The sequence below is a fragment of the Vibrio sp. 03_296 genome (genome assembly GCF_002265885.1).
The window spans coordinates 38,134-56,693 of record NZ_NPKW01000014.1; the positions used below are offsets into that span (position 1 = coordinate 38,134).

An 18,560-nucleotide genomic window follows, 5' to 3' on the forward strand; every position below is an offset into this window, starting at 1 on the left:
TTTTCAATTGGTGGTTTTCAATGCAATTACATGAGCTAGTGAATACGATTGGTCAGGATCTTCAGCGTCGATATGGAGAAAAAGTGCATAAATTGACGCTTCATGGGGGCTTTAGCTGCCCAAATCGTGATGGCACGATTGGCCGTGGTGGCTGTACTTTCTGCAATGTGGCATCGTTCGCTGATGAGCAAGCTCAAGTCAAAAGTATTCGAGAGCAATTGAGCGAGCGAGCGGGAGAAGTGCATCGCGCGAAAAAGTACTTAGCCTATTTTCAAGCCTACACCAGTACCTATGCTGAAGTGCAGGTGCTGAAAAACATGTATGAAGAAGCGTTGAAAGCCGCGGATATTGTCGGTCTTTGCGTAGGGACTCGCCCAGATTGTGTGCCTGATTCGGTGTTAGAGCTGCTCTCGGATTACGTACAGCAAGGTTATGAAATTTGGTTGGAGTTGGGGCTGCAAACGGCCAGCAATGACACCTTAAAGCGGATCAATCGTGGACACGATTTTGAATGCTACGCAGAGATCACTCAGCGAGCTCGAGCCTTGGGCATCAAAGTATGTACGCATTTGATCGTTGGGTTACCAAAAGAGTCTCCAGACGATAACTTTGCCACCTTAGAAAAAGTGATTGAGGTCGGTACGGATGGTATAAAACTACATGGTTTGCATATTGTCGAAGGCAGCACCATGGCCAAAGCTTGGCGTGCGGGTAAGTTGGAAGCACCAGAATTAGAGCAATATGTCGAGATTGCCTGCGAAATGATTCGCCGAACACCGCCAGAGGTGATTTTCCACCGAGTCTCTTCAGCCGCTCGTCGTCCGACATTGCTATCGCCTTTATGGTGTGAAAATCGCTGGTTAGCCATGACTGAAATTGGTAAATACCTTGCTCAGCATGGCGGACAGGGCAGTGCGCTTGGCCATTCTTTTGTCTATACTAAACCGCAATTAAAAAGCGGAATTCACCCTCAATAGTTGGTATAGTCGCCGCACACACAATTCATCTAAGAGTGAGAATGGACAAGCAGTTTGCATGGATAGCACACCTCGCAGAACATTACGGCGCGATTATTTTAATGGCGGTGTTAGGCTATGTTGTGGTTCGGCTGCTGCATCTTCGTTATCAACGAGAGCTTGATACGCTGATTCTCGATTTGATGTCCCCTGTCTTACTGGTCGATCTCACTGGGCAGCATGTGCTACTGGCAAACAATGCAGCGATGCAGCAGCTTGGTGTTCGCCAGCTAAACCGAACGTATCTTTTTCCGGCGACGTTTGCCATTGAACAGTTGTCCAACTCGTTAACCTCACTCTCTGGTCGTCAGTTCAGTCAGCTTGCGTTTGCCTGGCAAGCATCGGAACACGAGCATCTTGACGTGGCGTTAAGTGGCCGCAAAGTTTACTACCGTGGCCAGCATTGCTGGCTACTGAATATCCAATTAAATCCTTCGAATCGCTCTCGTCATATGGACGATCTCGATGCCTTCTTAGTGGCGCAATCAGCGTTAGATTCGCTAAGCGAACTGATCTGCCTGAAAGACAATGACGGCAAAATTCTGGCCACCAACCGTGCTTTTGAACTGTTCTGGGAAGGGCGGAGAGATGAAGCGATTATGCCGGAAAGTCGCCTGATGAAAGGCCGTCAAAGTGAACGCCGCTGGACGACCGATCCGCAAGGGCGCAGTTGTTTGTTGGAAGTTAATCAAAGTTTATTGATGACCAAAGCGGGTGAGCCAATTGGTACTCTTAGCATCAGCCATGATGTGACAGAGTGGCATGCCATGCAGCAAAATCTACGAGATGAGATGGAGCGCCGAAAAGATACCGAGGTGGCGTTGGCACAGCGAGATACCATCTTACAAAACATTTTGGAAGCCAGCCCTGATTCGATCGGTATCTTCAATGAGAATTTGGTGTATCAAGCGTGTAACGAGCCATTCGTGCGAGCGCTGGGCATCGCGGACGTGAATGATCTCATCGGTAAGCGTTTGCAAGATGTGGTTCCCGGTGAGATGTGCCAGCGTCTCTCTGTGACGGACAGTCAGGTGTTGCATGAAGGTAAGTCGCTGCGTTATATCGATAAAGTGCTCGACAGTAATGGAGAATACGCTTGGTATGACGTGGTTAAGTCACCGTTTCGCGATCCCGCTTCGGGAACCAACGGCGTCTTGATCATGGCACGCGATATCTCGGAACGTTATCTCGCCGAGCAGAAATTGGAAGCCGCGAACCTCGAGCTAGAAAAACTAAGCTTTATGGACAGCTTAACTCAAGTGTCCAACCGTCGCCGTTTTGATGAGCAGCTGAATACTCTGTGGTTCCATCATGCTCGAGAAAAATTGCCGCTGACCATCATGCTTTGCGATATTGATTTCTTCAAAGAGTTCAATGATCGCTATGGCCATCAAGCAGGCGATGAGGCGCTGATCCAGGTGGCGACCGTTTTTAGTCAAGTCGTCAGCCGCTCATCTGATTGTGTCGCGCGCTATGGCGGAGAGGAATTTGCTCTGTTGTTGCCCAATACTACGGCAGAAGGGGCTTTGAAAGTGGCAGAGAAGATCCACACTTACATCGCCGAAAGCAACATCGCCCATCAAGGCTCCAAGATTGCAGGGCGAGTAACCATTAGTATTGGTTTGGTTTCTTACATTCCCTCTCCTGAAGATGTTCCTGATATGGGGGTGGCGCTTGCGGATAGCGCGCTTTATCAAGCCAAGTCAGATGGCCGGAATCGCACTTGTGTTCATCCTATTTCTCTCTCTTCTGGCGAATCGCCGTCCACTTTGGTACAGGACAATCCCCCTCACGCCAACTGATTTTCTATTGATTGTGCTTGTTGTGATTTCAATAGCTTAACCCTCAAGGGTAAACAAGCTAAACTAAGTGCGTGAATTTGATGTTGAAACGTGCCGCGATCGCCATTTTCATTACAGGGTCTGTTCGAGGTTTGCACGGCATTGAATGCTAATGTCGCCAACGACTTCACTAGTTCAGGCTGCCCTCTCATCTTTTGGAGCATTAAATGAAACCGATGAAAAACCTTGCCCAGTATTACGTTGATCTACTGGTTAAGCTGGGGATTGTGCGTTTTTCGATGTTGCTAGCCTTGGCGTTGGTTGCATTAGCTGTGGTGGTCCAAGTGGGCATTACCTTGGTGCTGAAAGGCAATGTGGATGATATCGATATTGTTCGCTCAGTCTTTTTTGGTTTGCTCATTACTCCTTGGGCGGTCTATTTCTTGTCAGTGGTGGTGGATCAACTGGAAGAGTCACGCCAGCGTCTCTCAAAATTGGTTTCTAAATTGAAAGATATGCGCTCACGAGATCAAGAGCTTAATGTGCAGTTGCAACAGAACATCGAACAATTGAACCAAGAGATCGAAGAACGTATTCGCGCCGAAGAAGCCAGAGAAGAGGCAATGAAAGATCTCGAAAACGAGGTGTTTCAACGGGAAAGGACCCAAGTGGAACTTGCGGAGCGTACCGCGTTATTGCGCTCTTTTATTGATGCCTCTCCGGATTTGATTTACTACCGCAATGCCGAGGGGGTGTTCTCTGGTTGTAACCGAGCGATGGAAGAGTTGACCGGCAAGAAAGAGCATCAATTGGTCGGCTTAAGCCCTTGGGATGTTTACAGCAAGGAAGTCGCTCAACAAATAGTCGATACGGATCAGCAAGTTTTTGCCAATAATCGCGCTTTGACTTACGAGCAGTGGCTTGAATATCCAGATGGTAGAAAACACTACTTTGAGCTGCGTAAAGTGCCGTTTTACAGCAAAGATGGGCGTCACCTAGGATTAGTTGGCTTTGGCCGTGACATTACAGAACGTAAACGCCATGAAGAATCATTGGAAAAAGCGAGCCGCGACAAAACCACTTTCATTTCAACCATCAGTCATGAGCTTAGAACCCCACTTAACGGCATTGTTGGTTTAAGTCGTATGCTATTGGATACGCGCTTAACCGATGAGCAGCGCAAGTACATGCAAACCATCAATGTTAGCGCGATCACCTTAGGTAATATATTCAATGACATCATTGATATGGACAAGTTTGATCGCCGCAAATTGGAGCTGTTACCCGCTCCGCTTAACTTTGAAGACTTTGTCGCAGAAATCGAAAGCATTTCGGCGCTTATGGCAGAACAAAAAGGATTGCGATTTGATTTAGAACGTTTGAGTGAACTGCCTAAAGCCATCGAGGTGGATGCCACGCGCTTGCGCCAAGTCATTTGGAATCTCATCAGCAATGCGATGAAGTTTACCAAAGAGGGCGGAGTGGTCATGACGGTGAGTTCTGAAGTTGAGGATGATTTTGCCACCATCATTATTGAAGTAGAAGATACAGGGATCGGGATTCCAGAAGCGGAACTGGATAAGATTTTTGCCATGTACTACCAAGTCAAATCAGGTAAAGATAACTTGCATGCTGTTGGAACGGGGATTGGTTTGGCGGTTTCACGCCAGTTGATCAACATGATGGATGGCGACATTACGGTCAGTAGTGAGGAAGGCTTTGGTAGTACGTTCACTATTTCTATTCATGTTCCTGTGATTGAATCTGCACCATCGACGGTGGACAAACCGAAAACCCAACTCCATCTCAGTATCTTTATGGTGGAAGACATCGCACTCAATGTCACCGTTGCTCGCTCTCTACTTGAAAGTCTCGGCCACAAAGTGACGGTTGCGATGACAGGGGACGAGGCGATACGATCCTTTGACCCGAGCCGTTACGATTTGGTGTTACTGGACATCCAACTGCCGGATATGACGGGTTTTGATGTCGCGGCGTACTATCGTAAACACTATAGCCAATTGCCTCCACTGGTTGCCCTCACCGCCAACGTATTGAAAGATAAACGCGAGTATCTAGACAATGGCATGAATGAAGCCATTAGCAAGCCACTCTCGGTACAGGCAATTCAAGATGTGATTGAAAAACTGATCATCAAACAAGAAAGCAACACGATCGAGATGGAAGAGGCTGAAGTGGTTGAGATCGCAACCAGCCACGTAGAGAATCATATCTTGGATTTGGTGATGCTTGAATCTTACGTAGAGATTGTTGGACCGCAGCCAGTTCTCGATAGCATCCGTATGTTTGAAGAGATGATGCCTGAATACCTTGAAATACTCGATTCCAATATGATTGCAAAAGATCAGCCTGGGATTGTTTCCGAAGCGCATAAAATCAAGGGAGCGGCGGGTTCGATCGGGTTGAAACGAATTCAAAGCGTTGCGCAAAAAGCACAATCTCCAGACATGCCCGCATGGTGGGAAAATATCGCTGACTGGGTAGAAGAAATCAAGAATGAGTATCAAAATGATATTCAGATATTGAAGAGTTGGTTAGAACAGAGGTGAAGAAATGAAAAAACCATTAATTGCACTGCTGCCACTATTGCTGTTGGTAGGATGCACCTCCGAGCCAAACGTGAGTTGGCAGCAAGATAATCGTATTACCATTGCAGATACTCGCATTGAACTGGCCAGTAACCTTTGGATCAACCAGATGCCGACACTAGGTGAATCGCAACAAGATAACCTGCATGGTGCTTTGTATCTCTCATCGGATCGTGATCTGCCAGCTAGCTTAACAGTGAGTGAGTTAACGATTAAGCAAGGCGATCAAGAGTGGAAAATTGATGGCGATTTGCTTGAATTGCGCACGCACAGTGAGAATAAATGGGAAATTGCCTTTGTATGGCAAGCGAATTTTGATCCAGAAAAGAATGTTGATTTGCTGGTGGAGCTCGATAACCACGGTAAACGTGAATGGTTAGTTGAGCGCAACATTACGATCGATAAAGTGTTTTAAGCCAAACGGATAGGACATGACAAAATAAAAAAGGTTGGTAAACACCAACCTTTTTTTGTTTATGCGGTGAGCTTACGCTTCTAAATCACCACAGAAACGGTAACCTTCACCGTGAATGGTTGCGATGATTTCTGGTGTGCCAGATACCGATTCAAAGTGCTTACGGATGCGACGAATGGTCACGTCAACGGTACGATCGTGCGGCTTAAGTTCACGTCCCGTCATCTTCTTCAGAAGATCGGCACGAGTTTGGATCTTGCCTGGGTTTTCACAGAAGTGCAGCAATGCACGGAACTCTGAACGTGGCAGTTTGTAACCATCACCCGATGGGCTGATGAGTGAGCGGCTGTTGATATCCAACACCCAACCGTTAAATTCGTATTTCTCAACCGAACGTTTTTCTTCCGGCATAACACTGCTGCTCATAGAGCGGCTTAGCAGGTTACGAGCACGGATAGTCAGTTCGCGAGGGTTAAATGGCTTAGTGATGTAATCATCTGCGCCGATTTCTAAGCCAAGAATCTTGTCGACTTCATTGTCGCGACCAGTTAAGAACATCAAAGCAACATCGGCTTGCTCGCGGAGTTCACGGGCAAGAAGAAGGCCGTTTTTACCAGGCAGGTTGATGTCCATAATCACCAGATTAATACTATTTTCAGACAGCATGTGGTGCATCTCATCACCGTTGCTGGCTTCAAATACAGCATATCCCTCTGCTTCAAAAATACTCTTAAGAGTGTTACGAGTTACTTGCTCATCTTCGACGATAAGAATCTGCGGGGTTTGCATTGGCGGTACCTAAATTTGTGACAAAATTGTACGAATAGAATAAATTCTAGGCAAAAACATAACATACAGGTAATGATTTTTTGATAATAAAACAAAGTGATCAAAAAAACACTTCTTTAAGTTATCTGCCTTCCGTGGGTTCTCGCCAAATGTATACAGTATCCAACTGTTACTGGATTATTCTACTGGGTCTGTTTACCTTTCGACGCCTTTCGTCTGGTGTGGAAAGGTAATCATCCCAAGGCTTTTGTGCGGATTCTATAATGTTAACAGCATGCTAACAATGAACAAATGTTAATTCCATTCACTTTGTTGATTTATATCAATTGATGAAATGTAACAATTATTAATCGATGGAGACTTATGATAAATAATGGTGAAACAACTGTAGATGCGTCATTATGGCATGCCTATTCAGCCTCTTTTTTCCATTTTAATGACGAATGGCAAAGCGATTGTTTTGCCATTATTACAGCATGGAACCCTGCGAGCATTTTGCAGTCAAAAAAAGAGAATTGCATAAGTAATCAGAAGCTAAAAACAAAGATTAACACGCTACGCTTTTGTTCAGTTTTAGTCGCCGATAAGGCGTGCTGCTGGAGCGAAGAAAGTTTTGCCGTCGAGATAAATTTGAATTACGCACTAAACTTAGCAAGAGAGTTCCAACAAAACGCGATTTATTTTGTTGAACAAGGAGAGCTTTTTTTAGTGTCTTGCTTGAGTGATGAAAGGAAAGAATCACTGGGGCCGTTTGACCAGCGCATCAGATAAGAAATTTTGAATTCGAGCCGCATGTGTGATGTGGCAAAAATTTTCTCAAGGAGGATATATGAAGGACATTACCCCGGATATCTGTGATCAACATGAAGACAAAGTCACTTTACTCAATCTGCCATTACAGAATTTTGGTCAGAAAGCCGCATTTTTCGGGGAGATTGTGACTGTTCGCTGTTATCACGACAACTCGAAAGTGCGAGATGTTTTGAGTGAAAATGGTAAAGGCAAAGTGTTGGTTGTGGATGGGCATGGTTCCTGCCAAAAAGCATTACTTGGCGATCAATTAGCGATATTGGCGATTGAAAATGATTGGGAAGGGGTGATTGTGTTTGGTGCCGTGCGCGACGTCGCCCAGATGTCACAAATGGAGCTGGGGATTAAAGCATTGGGCACTTCACCATTCAAAACGGAAAAACGAGGGGCTGGTGAAGTCAATGTTACCTTAACCATGCACAACCAAATGGTGCAGCCAAAGGATTATATCTACGCCGATTGGAATGGAATTCTAATTTCCAAAGAGTTGCTTCAATTCTAAAAGCGGAAACCTAAACCAAACTCAATACCTTGTTGCCACTCTTGCAGGTCGAGAGTGGCGTGCAAATCCAGTTGTTCACTAATTTTGACTCGGCTTGTCACTTCAGCAGCAAAATTACCATTATGTTCAGTGCCACTTTCTTCCTGAACTTTGAAAGAACGAATGGTACTTTTCACTACCACCCGATCGCTAATTTGGTAACTCACGCCACTTAAAAAGCCACTCTGATTGGCTGTTTGCGAATTATTGACACGAGCGCCCACGTAAAGGTCCACTGAATCAAACAATTGATAGGCGTAGCCTCCATCGATATTCCAGACATCAAAACTTTCTTCTGTTTGACTTTCACTGGTGAGAAACAGTTTGTGGGGCGACGTTTTCGTCGGGTTTGTCGGGTTTAAAGTAGGCAAATTGTTGGCATATGCATGAGAAAACACAAAGAAAAGCAGCAAGATGGGCCAGTTTTTCATACCACTACTCCTTGTGATTATTATGAGGATTTTTTTATTGTACTCTCAAGTTAAGCACAAAATTCCTCCCATGTTGGGAAAAAATTTTCCGTCGAAGATCTAGGTTAGCGAGTTTTCTAAAGCCATTTTGCTGAGAAGATCAAAATGCTGAGATTTAAGAACCTGAAAATGAGAACGCGATCTTAAAATGTGCGCATATGCATAACCCTCGCGATAAAAAAAACGTAACTTTTTGTTGACGAACCGCTCGAAACTACGGTAAACGTAGATACAAGCAAACACACAAAAGCAATAGATAACGTTTTATGATTCTTAACAGCCAACTAGTAATGACCACCACCATTATTATTACCGACATCACACATGTTGGGGCAGGCTGCTGAGCGAAAGAACAAATTTCAAAAAAAGGCCTGTATCCAACAAGATACAGGCTTTTTTTATACAGATTAAAAATAATCCGGGAGGAAGGGATGCGAGTATTAAAATTTGGTGGCTCATCGTTAGCCGATGCAGACCGCTTTTTAAGAGCGGCGGACATTGTTGCTAACAATGCCAAGCAGGAAGAAGTTTCTGTAGTGTTGTCGGCGCCAGGGAAAACAACCAATAAATTGGTCGCGGTCATTGAATCTGCACTGAAAAATGGTGAAGCAGAACGACAAGTCGACGAGCTAGACAGTGCGTTCAAACAACTGCTGAGTGATATCAAACAGCAGCTTCCTAACCTCAACGGCGATGCGTATTTAAAGCAAGTCGCGGATTCACTTTCGCAACTGCGTCAATTTGTTCATGGCATCGGCCTGTTGGGGATGTGTCCTGATAACGTCAATGCTCGCATCATCAGTAAAGGTGAGCGTGTTTCCATCCAGTTAATGAAGGCGGTGTTGGAAGCAAAAGGTCATCTCGTTAATCTTATTGATCCGGTTGACTACTTGCTTGCCCATGGTGATCACCTAGAAGGGATGGTGGATGTCGATGTATCTACGCAAAACTTCCGTTTGAATCCTCTTCCTCAAGGGCACGTTCATATCATGCCTGGCTTTACCGCAGGCAATAAGCATGGTGAGTTGGTTACTTTAGGTCGTAATGGTTCCGATTACTCAGCAGCCGTGTTGGCGGCATGTCTGCGCGCGGATTGTTGTGAGATCTGGACGGATGTGGATGGGGTGTACAACTGTGACCCGCGTTTAGTCGAAGATGCTCGCTTATTGAAGTCCTTAAGCTATCAAGAGGCTATGGAGCTTTCATACTTTGGCGCATCCGTTTTGCATCCAAAAACCATTGCGCCAATCGCGCAATTTCATATCCCATGTTTGATTAAGAACAGCTTCAACCCTCAAGGTGCAGGCACGCTGATTGGCCAAGATACAGGCGAAGATAATCTAGCGATCAAAGGCATCACTACGCTCAATAATCTGACGATGGTGAACGTGTCTGGACCGGGCATGAAAGGCATGGTAGGCATGGCGAGCCGAGTATTTGGTGCGATGTCGGCTTCTGGCGTGTCAATCGTTCTGATTACTCAGTCTTCTTCTGAGTACAGTATCAGCTTCTGTATTGAAGCTGCCGACAGACCTTTAGCCGAACAGGCACTCTCAGATGCTTTTGAGTTAGAACTGAAAGATGGTCTATTGGAGCCCGTCGAATTTCTGACTAATGTTTCTATCATCACGCTGGTGGGTGATGGTATGCGCACTTCCAAAGGCGTTGCTTCACAATTCTTTGCTTCTCTTGCGGAAGTGAGTGTCAATGTCATCGCTATTGCTCAAGGTTCGTCAGAGCGCGCTATTTCAGCGGTGATCCCAGAAGATAAGATCTCTCAAGCGATCAAAGCGTGTCATGAAAATCTCTTCAACTCGAAACACTACCTGGATGTGTTTGTTGTTGGTGTCGGTGGTGTCGGTGGTGAGTTGGTGGATCAGATCCAGCGTCAGCAAGCCAAACTGGCAGACAAAGGCATTGTCATCCGAGTGTGTGGTTTGGCTAATAGTAAAGGGCTGTTGTTAGACAGCAACGGCTTACCTCTGGAGCATTGGCGTGACCGCATGGCCAATGCATCTGAAGCGTTTAGCCTTGCCAGTTTGATTGCCACTGTGCAGCGTAACCATATCATCAACCCAGTGCTCGTCGATTGTACTTCTAGCGACGTGATTGCCAACCAATACGCAGAGTTTTTAGCCGCTGGTTTCCATGTCGTGACGCCAAATAAGAAAGCCAATACCGCGAGTATGGCGTATTACCACCAACTACGCGATGTGGCACGCAGCTCTCGTCGTAAGTTGATGTATGAAACAACGGTTGGTGCTGGTTTGCCTGTCATAGAAAACTTGCAAAATCTTATCTCTGCGGGTGATGAGCTGGAGCGATTCAGCGGCATTCTCTCTGGTTCACTTTCCTTTATCTTCGGTAAGTTGGATGAAGGCATGACGTTGAGTGAGGCGACCAATATCGCCAAACAAAATGGCTTTACAGAGCCAGATCCTCGTGATGACCTGTCCGGAATGGATGTGGCGCGTAAACTGCTGATCTTGGCGCGTGAAGCGGGCATGGCATTAGAGCTGGAAGATGTCGAAGTGGATCAAGCCTTGCCACCAAGTTTTGACGATTCAGGTAGTGTCGATGAGTTTATGGCGCGACTACCGGAAGCTGATGCGTACTTTAAGCAACTTTCTGCGCAAGCGGCAGAAGAAGGTAAGGTGCTGCGTTATGTCGGCGAAATCATTGACGGAAAATGTAAAGTTTCGATTGCTGCCGTTGATGAAAACGATCCAATGTTCAAAATCAAAGATGGCGAAAATGCTTTAGCGTTTTACAGCCGTTACTACCAACCGATTCCTCTTGTGTTGAGAGGTTATGGTGCCGGCACTGAGGTGACTGCAGCGGGTGTCTTCTCTGATGTGATGCGTACTTTAGGCTGGAAATTAGGGGTTTAATCGATGAGTTCAAGCGATATGGCTGTGGTAGTGTACGCTCCCGCTTCTATTGGTAATGTCAGTGTGGGTTTTGATGTATTAGGGGCGGCAGTGTCGCCCATTGATGGCACTTTGCTCGGCGACCGAGTCATGGTGAAAGCAGGGAATGAGCCGTTTTCGTTAAAGACTGCGGGTAGTTTTGTCGCAAAGCTGCCAAGCGATCCGAAAGAAAACATTGTTTATGATTGCTGGCGAGTGTTTGCCCGCGAACTCGATAAAAAAGGCCTTGAGCTCAAACCGCTTGAGATGACATTAGAAAAGAACATGCCGATTGGATCTGGGCTTGGCTCTAGTGCTTGTTCTATTGTTGCCGCGTTAGATGCCCTCAATCAGTTCCATGCCAACCCACTGGATGAAATGGAATTGCTCGCACTGATGGGTGAAATGGAAGGCCAAATCTCCGGTGGAGTGCACTATGACAACGTTGCACCATGCTATTTAGGTGGTTTGCAGTTGATGCTCGAAGAGCTCGGCATTATTAGCCAAGAAGTTCCGTGCTTCGATGATTGGTATTGGGTGATGGCCTACCCTGGCATTAAGGTGTCGACGGCAGAAGCGCGTGCGATTTTACCTTCTCAATACCGACGTCAAGATGTGATCGCACATGGCCGCCATTTGGCCGGCTTTATTCACGCTTGTCACTCAGGGCAGCCTGAGCTTGCCGCGAAGATGATCAAAGACGTGATCGCAGAGCCTTATCGTGAGAAACTGCTTCCCGGTTTTGCTGATGCGCGTAAATATGCCGCTTCTGCGGGGGCATTGGCAACGGGCATTTCTGGCAGTGGGCCGACACTGTTCAGTATTTGCAAAGACCAAGATGTTGCACAGCGTGTGGCACGCTGGTTAGAACAAAATTACGTACAAAATGAAGAAGGATTTGTCCACATTTGTCGTTTAGACAAAAAGGGCTCAATTGTGACAGGAAGTGAGCTATGAAGCTTTACAACATAAAAGAAAATGACGAACAAGTTTCCTTTGGCCAAGCCGTGCGCCAAGGGTTAGGCCGTAATCAGGGGCTATTTTTCCCAGCAGAATTACCGAAATTTGACGATATCGATGCATTGCTTGCGCAAGATTTTATCTCGCGCAGCACTGCGATTCTTTCCGCGTTGATTGGTGATGAGCTAGCAGAAGACAAAGTTAACTCAATGGTGGATGCGGCATTCCAATTCCCAGCACCGATTAAACAAGTGAAAGAGGGTGTCTACGCTCTTGAACTGTTCCATGGACCGACACTTGCCTTCAAAGACTTCGGTGGCCGCTTTATGGCTCAGTCGTTGGCTGCGGTTTCTGACGGTGGAAAAATCACTATTCTAACAGCGACATCGGGTGATACAGGAGCAGCGGTTGCACACGCTTTTTACGGTATGGAAGACATCAATGTGGTCATTCTTTATCCGAAAGGCAAAATCAGCCCATTGCAAGAAAAGCTGTTCTGCACATTAGGCAAAAACATTCACACGGTGGCGATTAATGGTGACTTTGATGCGTGTCAGGCGCTGGTGAAGCAAGCGTTTGATGATGCAGAGCTGCGTGAAGAGATTGGTCTCAACTCCGCAAACTCCATCAACATTAGCCGTTTGATGGCGCAAATCTGCTACTACTTTGAAGCTGCTGCACAGATGAGTAAGCAAGAGCGCGAGAATCTGGTGGTGTCGGTACCAAGCGGTAACTTTGGTAACCTTACTGCAGGTTTGCTTGCTAAAGCTCTGGGTTTACCGATTAAGCGCTTTATCGCAGCAACGAACGCCAATGATACCGTGCCTCGCTACTTAGAAACGGGTAAGTGGGATCCAAAACCGACTGTCGCGACGACTTCAAATGCAATGGACGTGAGTCAGCCTAACAACTGGCCAAGAATTGAAGAGTTGTGTCGTGTGAAAGAGTGGGGTTTGGAAACTCTGGGCAAAGGTGCTGTGTCTGATGAGCAAAGTGCGCAATCGGTAAAAGATCTCTATTCACTCGGTTACCTGTGTGAACCACATGGTGCGATTGCCTACCGTGTGCTGGATCAGCAGCTACAAGAAGGTGAAACAGGCTTGTTCCTCTGTACCGCACATCCGGCGAAGTTTAAGGAAGTGGTCGATGACATTCTTGGCACTGACATCGATTTGCCAGCACCACTGGCAAAACATGCGGTGATGGAACTGCTCTCAGAAGAGTTGGATGCGGATTTTACTGCTCTGAAAGAAGTATTGCGTCGCGTGCAATAAGCATGCATCAATCTCACAGGTGGAGCTTGGCCTCCACCCTATTGTTTTCTTTAGAAAACAAACGCAAGAATAGAAAAACGGCGCTCGATGAGCGCCGTTTTTTATTGTTTAGGTCTCTATATTATAGAGATTCAGTAAACGTACGAGCAATGACGTCACGTTGTTGTTCAGGTGTTAGTGAGTTGAAACGCACGGCATAACCCGATACACGAATAGTTAGCTGTGGGTATTTCTCTGGGTGCGCAACCGCATCTTCTAGCGTTTCACGTTTTAGAACGTTCACGTTTAGGTGTAATGTTGGGGTTAAATTATGACGTGTAATGTTTGGAGGTAAAAGTTATTTTTTTATGACTTATTATAAGGTAATGAGATTAGAGTCATATTAATCAAAATTAGCTGCTTTGCCCCCTTGATCTTTATACATTAGCTCTCATATAAAAGAGATGATTTCTAAAAGGACAGGATATGCACGACTACGCTGTTTTTGGTCATAACCGTGCAACCATTGGTAGATGGTTGGGGGTAAGTTCAATTGTTTTAACGGGGGCAATTTCTAGCCTTATTAGCTACATATATCAATTGACAGGCTTTCAAGCCGTTACGAGCGTAGCTATAACAACAGGTCTTATTTACTTCGCTTTGCATTGGCTGTTCAACAAATTTGCTTGGAAAATACCACTGTTTCAAATTCCTGATTTGAATGGAGTATGGAAAGTTAAAGGGACGACCTTAGATGAAGATGGAAATGCTAAATTCGAATGGGACGCTGAAATAGATATAGAGCAAACTTGGGAAAAAATGGTTGTTTGCTTGAAAACCAGTCAAAGTGCAAGTGAGAGCTATACAGCTACTTTAGCAAAAGCTAATGGTACTCGTGGTGGTTGGTTGTTGAGCTATAGCTACAGTAATAATCCAAATGTAGATCAGTATCATGAGTTAAATTCTCATAAAGGATATTGCGAGATTTTGCTAGATAAAGAGTTAAAGGTTGGATCTGCTGCATATTTCAACAGCAATGGTAGAAGAACTTTTGGTAAAATGGCGCTGAGTAAAGATTAATATGATCAATTTTGACAATAGACTTAAAAGTTTAAAGGATCGAAGACAGGGGACAAGAGAGCGTGTATTGCTTGAGAATAGCCTTTCTCAATATGATCCCCGAGATTTACGCACTCAAGAGAGTTATGAAAGATTATCTGAAAGTGCTGCGATTAAATATACAGTTGGTGCAATGGCTGCTGTTGATAGTGATTCAACTCGCATTTCAATACAAGAGGGAGATCGAGTTGCTGATACATTGATATCGATGCTTGGTAATGCTGGCATCCGAGCTACGAAAGAAATCCAAGGTTCGGTTGCCCTAGATATACATATTCAGGGGCATTCTGATGTAGATATGCTGATCTTGAAAGAAGATATAGTTTTGGTTCAAACACCAAAATTAGATGGTTCTTCATGCGCCGCCTCAGACCAACGACCAATGAAAGATATCATTAGAGAGCTAAGGCTAACATCTGAGCAAAAGTTAACCTCGCGATATTATGAGGCGACAGTTGATTGTTCGGGGAATAAGTCTATTGCTTTGAGTGGTGGAAGCCTCAAAAGGAAAGTCGATATAGTTCCTGCATGTTGGTATCACACTCATGACTATCAACGTAGTGGGTTGAAGCATGATAAAGAAGTGCAAATTTATCATAAAGCTAATCATGAATTAGTTGGCAATAAACCATTTATGCACATCAAGAAAGTTAATGATAAGGACTCCATCTACTCGGGTAACTTAAAGAAAGTTACAAGGCTAATGAAGAACTTAGTAGCTGATATGCCTGATTATAAAAAACGAAAAGCGAAGAAATTGTCAAGCTATGACCTTACGGCTTTAGCATATGACATGGACGGTCAATTAAGTTGCCCACCGTATATGTCACTAGCATTAGTCGAAAGACTTAGAGCGCACTTATCATTGCTAGTTTCATCAGAAACGCTTCGAGATCGGATTTTGGTGCCTGATGGCAGTAGAAAAGTATTCAATGAAGAAAGTAAGCTAGAAGCACTGCAAATCATATCAAATGAAGTTGATGATTTAGCCAAGGCTATTTATAAGAGCATAGCTCCGTCATCACATATGGTATATGATTCAGCCGCACTGAATCATAGGTATGTTTACCTATAACCGCTTTCGTCGTGGTGATGAGGTACGAGTATCGGCATCATGCTTGATGATGAGCTTTCAAGGGTAATCCTCACCGTCCTAAAAAAGCCCGCCTTGGCGAAGCATAGCGGGCTAATTTTTGATACCTACACTTACAGGTCAATAGGATTTGTTTTGAAGGGCTTACCAGCTTCATAAATGATTAGTGTTTTATGAGTCATATTTACAAGCAGTAAAAGCCGTATCCAAATCGAATGCACCATCAGTATGTAGTGCTTTTTGATTTGCTCGTTAAGCATATGCTGCATCTTTTTTGACCATCTAAAACTAACGTATCGGTAGGCATTTTACAGTGAGAACAAACATTAGGGTTGTCTTTCCTCTTGGTTAAAGTTAACTGAGACTTGAGTTCCCCTTCTATCATCTCGACATCTTTGTAATACGCTTTTAAGTAGTAATCGTGAAAGATTAGCCTTGAAAAAGGCACAAGCTCGTTTTTCCATTCGTAGTTTAGTTCACCTGCTTCGATATATGGCTCTCGCCAATGAACATCGATCCACAATTCTCCAGATTCTAAAGTTTTTTCTTTTGCTTCTCGGCTTAACACAAAAACATTGACTCGATTTCTGTATGCAATATCCAAGTCGGTGAAACGCTTACCATCGAAATCAAGTAAAATCCAAATAACGAAAGTGTTATTACGCTGATAAAAGAGTTCACGCGCCGCTATAACGCTTATAAAAGTGGTGCTCATTTGCAATTCAAAAACAACTCGCTTCGTTTGCCCCATATCGTCATAAAGTGCCGATACATCGGGTATACGCCACTCTTTACACATTATTTGGTTAGGATCGTCGGATGAATCTCGAAAAGTAGCTTCCACTTCACATTGTGAAAATCTTGATAATCTATCTTTCTTGATAGCCTGATAGATGAAATCTTTTGACTCTCTATGAGCTTTCCCCTCTTTTTGACCATTAAACTTCATGGCTAAAATTTGCTCTTTTTTAAGAGTCGAATCTTTCTCTTGCAGGGGGCATTCAACATTGATGCGCTTGTGTTTATAGTGATCAATTGTCCGAGGTTGATTAGAACGCAATACTACAGGTTGATAGCAAACAGAGCATAGATAAGTCCTCAGTCCATCTTCAATAAGGCTTCTTTTTCTGAAAAACTCACCTTGTTCAATTCCATCAAGCTGATCTGAAACCAAAATAATATCGTGAGTTTGAGGATCATAAATATGTGTGATGAGGCGTTTCTTAAAATTTGCATTCATTACACGTTCCCATTTTTCACAAGAGTTTTAAGTTGTTGATTTTCTTTGAACATGCGAAATTTTTCTTTTTTGTAGAACTCAACACCTTTCTTTTCTTCATCTAGTTCTTTCCGTTTTCTTTCAAGATCTTCTTCCAATGAGGTAAGTTTGTTCTGAGCTAATCTAGCTTTGTTCTCATAGTCAACATATGACTCAGAGATTTGCACGATTTTGTTGAGTTCGTCCTCTATGTTGCCAAAAGTGCAATCGAATCTTGCCAGAATGCTTCTTAACCATTTGGCATTTTGGATTTCCTCTTGAATTGATTCTTTTTGTTGCTCCAATCTGTCAATTTGAGTTGTTAGCCTGTTTTTTTCTCGTTTTTGTTGTTCTAGGTGTTGTTTGCCTGATGCATAGGAACTGCGCAATTCATTTAACTGGTAATTTAAGCTTGCCGTGGTGGAGTCACTCAACAGTTCACTTCGTTGCTGTTTAAGTTTGGATATCTCTGCTAAAAGATTACGTTCTTCACCTTTTAGTGACTCAATATTCCGACTTAAATTATACTTATGCTTCTGGCTTTGAAAGCGATGTAAGTTATCTTGAGCGGTGATGGTATCTCTACCAATTTGTTCTAGAGTGCTATTCGAGGTTTTAATTCTCTCTTCAACCTTACTCAGTTCATCAAAGGCTATTTGTCGTGCGTGTAGAATAGAATCAGCCTCAATGGATGCAATATTTCTTGTTAAAGGGTAAAGCGGGTTGAATGCAAGCCATTTACAGAATCTGTGAAACTGGTTGTTTAACAAGGAGTCTCTTAGGTAAGAAGTGAAATCACTTGATGGTACAGTTAAACCACTGAGATTTACTTCTATGACACTTTCAAAACGCTGTCGAAGCTCTAAAATTTGCTGCTTATCTGTTTCAGAATCTTCTAAGGCAATGGTTAGGTAAATGGTTTGATTATCGGTTAGTGTTAGCTCGATAAGAGGGCGCGTGTTGCTATCTACTAACAAGGAGCAGTGAACTATTTCGACGCTAATGCTATTCGTGCAGGAGTAATCAATAGGTAGCGCTAATCTTTTTTGCTCGGAGATCAGGTTACTTAAACGCTCGCATACTTCAGATAAGACTAAGTAATCACACTGATTATCTGAGTGTTGAAATAGCTGGAAGGTTTCCTTACGACTAACAGCATTGCCACATACACGGCAATTGGCTGATAAAATGAGGCTATTTTTAGCGTCAACTAAAGTACCGTTGTCATTAAGACAAAACCTGATCCCCATTCTTTGAGTGCTGCACAGCATTCCCTATCCCCACTGAGCTAAAAGAAGTCAATTCAACGTCACCAATAATACTAAATTTATGATATTGAATGAATATTTAAGTGCTGCATATGCAAAGGTAATCGATGTCAACCGACAGTAGGTGGATACAACTCTTATCGAACAATAAGATGCATGTTCCTATCGATTCTTTTGAGATCTTCATAGCACCAAAGCTTTTAGCCAATCTTAGTGGATACCCGTATCCAGCGTGTTTTCGAGAGAGTGTTCGACATGGATAAATTCAA

15 protein-coding genes, 1 pseudogene and 1 other annotated feature are annotated in these 18,560 nt (G+C 44.2%); of the genes and pseudogenes, 11 read left to right on the plus strand and 5 right to left on the minus strand.

The features are described 5' to 3' along the window. The first annotated feature begins 20 nt into the window (after positions 1-20). From CIK04_RS01095 to CIK04_RS01110, 4 genes are all read left to right on the plus strand, one after another. Complete coding sequence (locus CIK04_RS01095) at positions 21-977, plus strand: TIGR01212 family radical SAM protein (RefSeq protein ID WP_039468279.1); 957 nt, start codon at positions 21-23, stop codon at positions 975-977. Positions 978-1,018: 41 nt separating this feature from the next. Beyond that, complete coding sequence (locus tag CIK04_RS01100) at positions 1,019-2,818, plus strand: diguanylate cyclase (RefSeq protein ID WP_176463264.1); 1,800 nt, start codon at positions 1,019-1,021, stop codon at positions 2,816-2,818. Positions 2,819-3,024: 206 nt separating this feature from the next. Beyond that, positions 3,025-5,367, plus strand: a complete 2,343-nt coding sequence (arcB, locus tag CIK04_RS01105; protein WP_097352431.1) for an aerobic respiration two-component sensor histidine kinase ArcB — start codon at positions 3,025-3,027, stop codon at positions 5,365-5,367. Positions 5,368-5,371: 4 nt separating this feature from the next. Then, on the plus strand, positions 5,372-5,821 hold the full coding sequence (locus CIK04_RS01110) for a hypothetical protein (protein WP_011078636.1): 450 nt from the start codon (positions 5,372-5,374) through the stop codon (positions 5,819-5,821). 72 nt (positions 5,822-5,893) lie between these two features. Here the strand turns inward: CIK04_RS01110 and arcA are convergent, their stop codons facing one another. Beyond that, positions 5,894-6,610: a two-component system response regulator ArcA gene (arcA, locus tag CIK04_RS01115; RefSeq protein WP_011078635.1), complete on the minus strand. Its 717-nt coding sequence runs from the start codon at positions 6,608-6,610 to the stop codon at positions 5,894-5,896. A gap of 363 nt (positions 6,611-6,973) precedes the next feature. Here arcA and CIK04_RS01125 point away from each other — a divergent pair, with 363 nt between their 5' ends. Beyond that, entirely contained in the window at positions 6,974-7,381 is a 408-nt protein-coding gene (locus CIK04_RS01125) for a DUF3293 domain-containing protein (RefSeq protein WP_097352432.1), read from the plus strand. A gap of 58 nt (positions 7,382-7,439) precedes the next feature. After that, the gene (locus tag CIK04_RS01130; RefSeq protein WP_011078634.1) at positions 7,440-7,922 is read left to right on the plus strand and encodes a putative 4-hydroxy-4-methyl-2-oxoglutarate aldolase; all 483 of its coding nucleotides are present in this window, start codon (positions 7,440-7,442) and stop codon (positions 7,920-7,922) included. Here CIK04_RS01130 and CIK04_RS01135 read toward each other — a convergent pair. Then, entirely contained in the window at positions 7,919-8,392 is a 474-nt protein-coding gene (locus tag CIK04_RS01135; protein ID WP_097352433.1) for a ribonuclease regulator, read from the minus strand. The genes CIK04_RS01130 and CIK04_RS01135 overlap by 4 nt on opposite strands. 318 nt (positions 8,393-8,710) lie before the next feature. Continuing rightward, positions 8,711-8,833: a sequence feature (Thr leader region), on the plus strand. A 29-nt stretch (positions 8,834-8,862) separates the two neighbouring features. Here CIK04_RS01135 and thrA point away from each other — a divergent pair. Genes thrA through thrC form a run of 3 tightly spaced genes read left to right on the plus strand, consistent with a single transcriptional unit; the run spans position 8,863 to position 13,574 of the window. Continuing rightward, entirely contained in the window at positions 8,863-11,322 is a 2,460-nt protein-coding gene (gene thrA / locus CIK04_RS01140) for a bifunctional aspartate kinase/homoserine dehydrogenase I (RefSeq protein WP_097352434.1), read from the plus strand. An 18-nt stretch (positions 11,323-11,340) separates the two neighbouring features. Then, entirely contained in the window at positions 11,341-12,297 is a 957-nt protein-coding gene (thrB, locus tag CIK04_RS01145) for a homoserine kinase (protein ID WP_011078631.1), read from the plus strand. Beyond that, a complete protein-coding gene (gene thrC / locus CIK04_RS01150; protein ID WP_017421329.1) occupies positions 12,294-13,574 on the plus strand; it encodes a threonine synthase in 1,281 nt (426 codons plus the stop codon). Before thrB ends, thrC begins: the two co-directional genes overlap by 4 nt. A gap of 121 nt (positions 13,575-13,695) precedes the next feature. Here the strand turns inward: thrC and CIK04_RS01155 are convergent. Further along, positions 13,696-13,866: pseudogene (locus CIK04_RS01155) on the minus strand (autonomous glycyl radical cofactor GrcA); the annotation flags it as partial. A 173-nt stretch (positions 13,867-14,039) separates the two neighbouring features. Here CIK04_RS01155 and CIK04_RS01160 point away from each other — a divergent pair. Beyond that, positions 14,040-14,633 (plus strand): pancortin-3, encoded by a 594-nt coding sequence (locus CIK04_RS01160; RefSeq protein WP_097352435.1) that lies wholly within the window; start codon positions 14,040-14,042, stop codon positions 14,631-14,633. A gap of 67 nt (positions 14,634-14,700) precedes the next feature. Next, a complete protein-coding gene (locus CIK04_RS01165; RefSeq protein ID WP_325205686.1) occupies positions 14,701-15,747 on the plus strand; it encodes a hypothetical protein in 1,047 nt (348 codons plus the stop codon). Between the two features lie 241 nt (positions 15,748-15,988). Here CIK04_RS01165 and CIK04_RS01170 read toward each other — a convergent pair whose 3' ends face one another. Together CIK04_RS01170 and CIK04_RS01175 are read right to left on the minus strand one after the other, a co-directional pair. After that, entirely contained in the window at positions 15,989-17,005 is a 1,017-nt protein-coding gene (locus CIK04_RS01170) for a DUF6035 family protein (protein WP_097352437.1), read from the minus strand. Next, positions 17,005-18,294, minus strand: coding sequence for a hypothetical protein (locus CIK04_RS01175; protein WP_097352438.1), 1,290 nt, complete (start codon positions 18,292-18,294; stop codon positions 17,005-17,007). Before CIK04_RS01175 ends, CIK04_RS01170 begins: the two co-directional genes overlap by 1 nt. Positions 18,295-18,560: the final 266 nt, after the last annotated feature.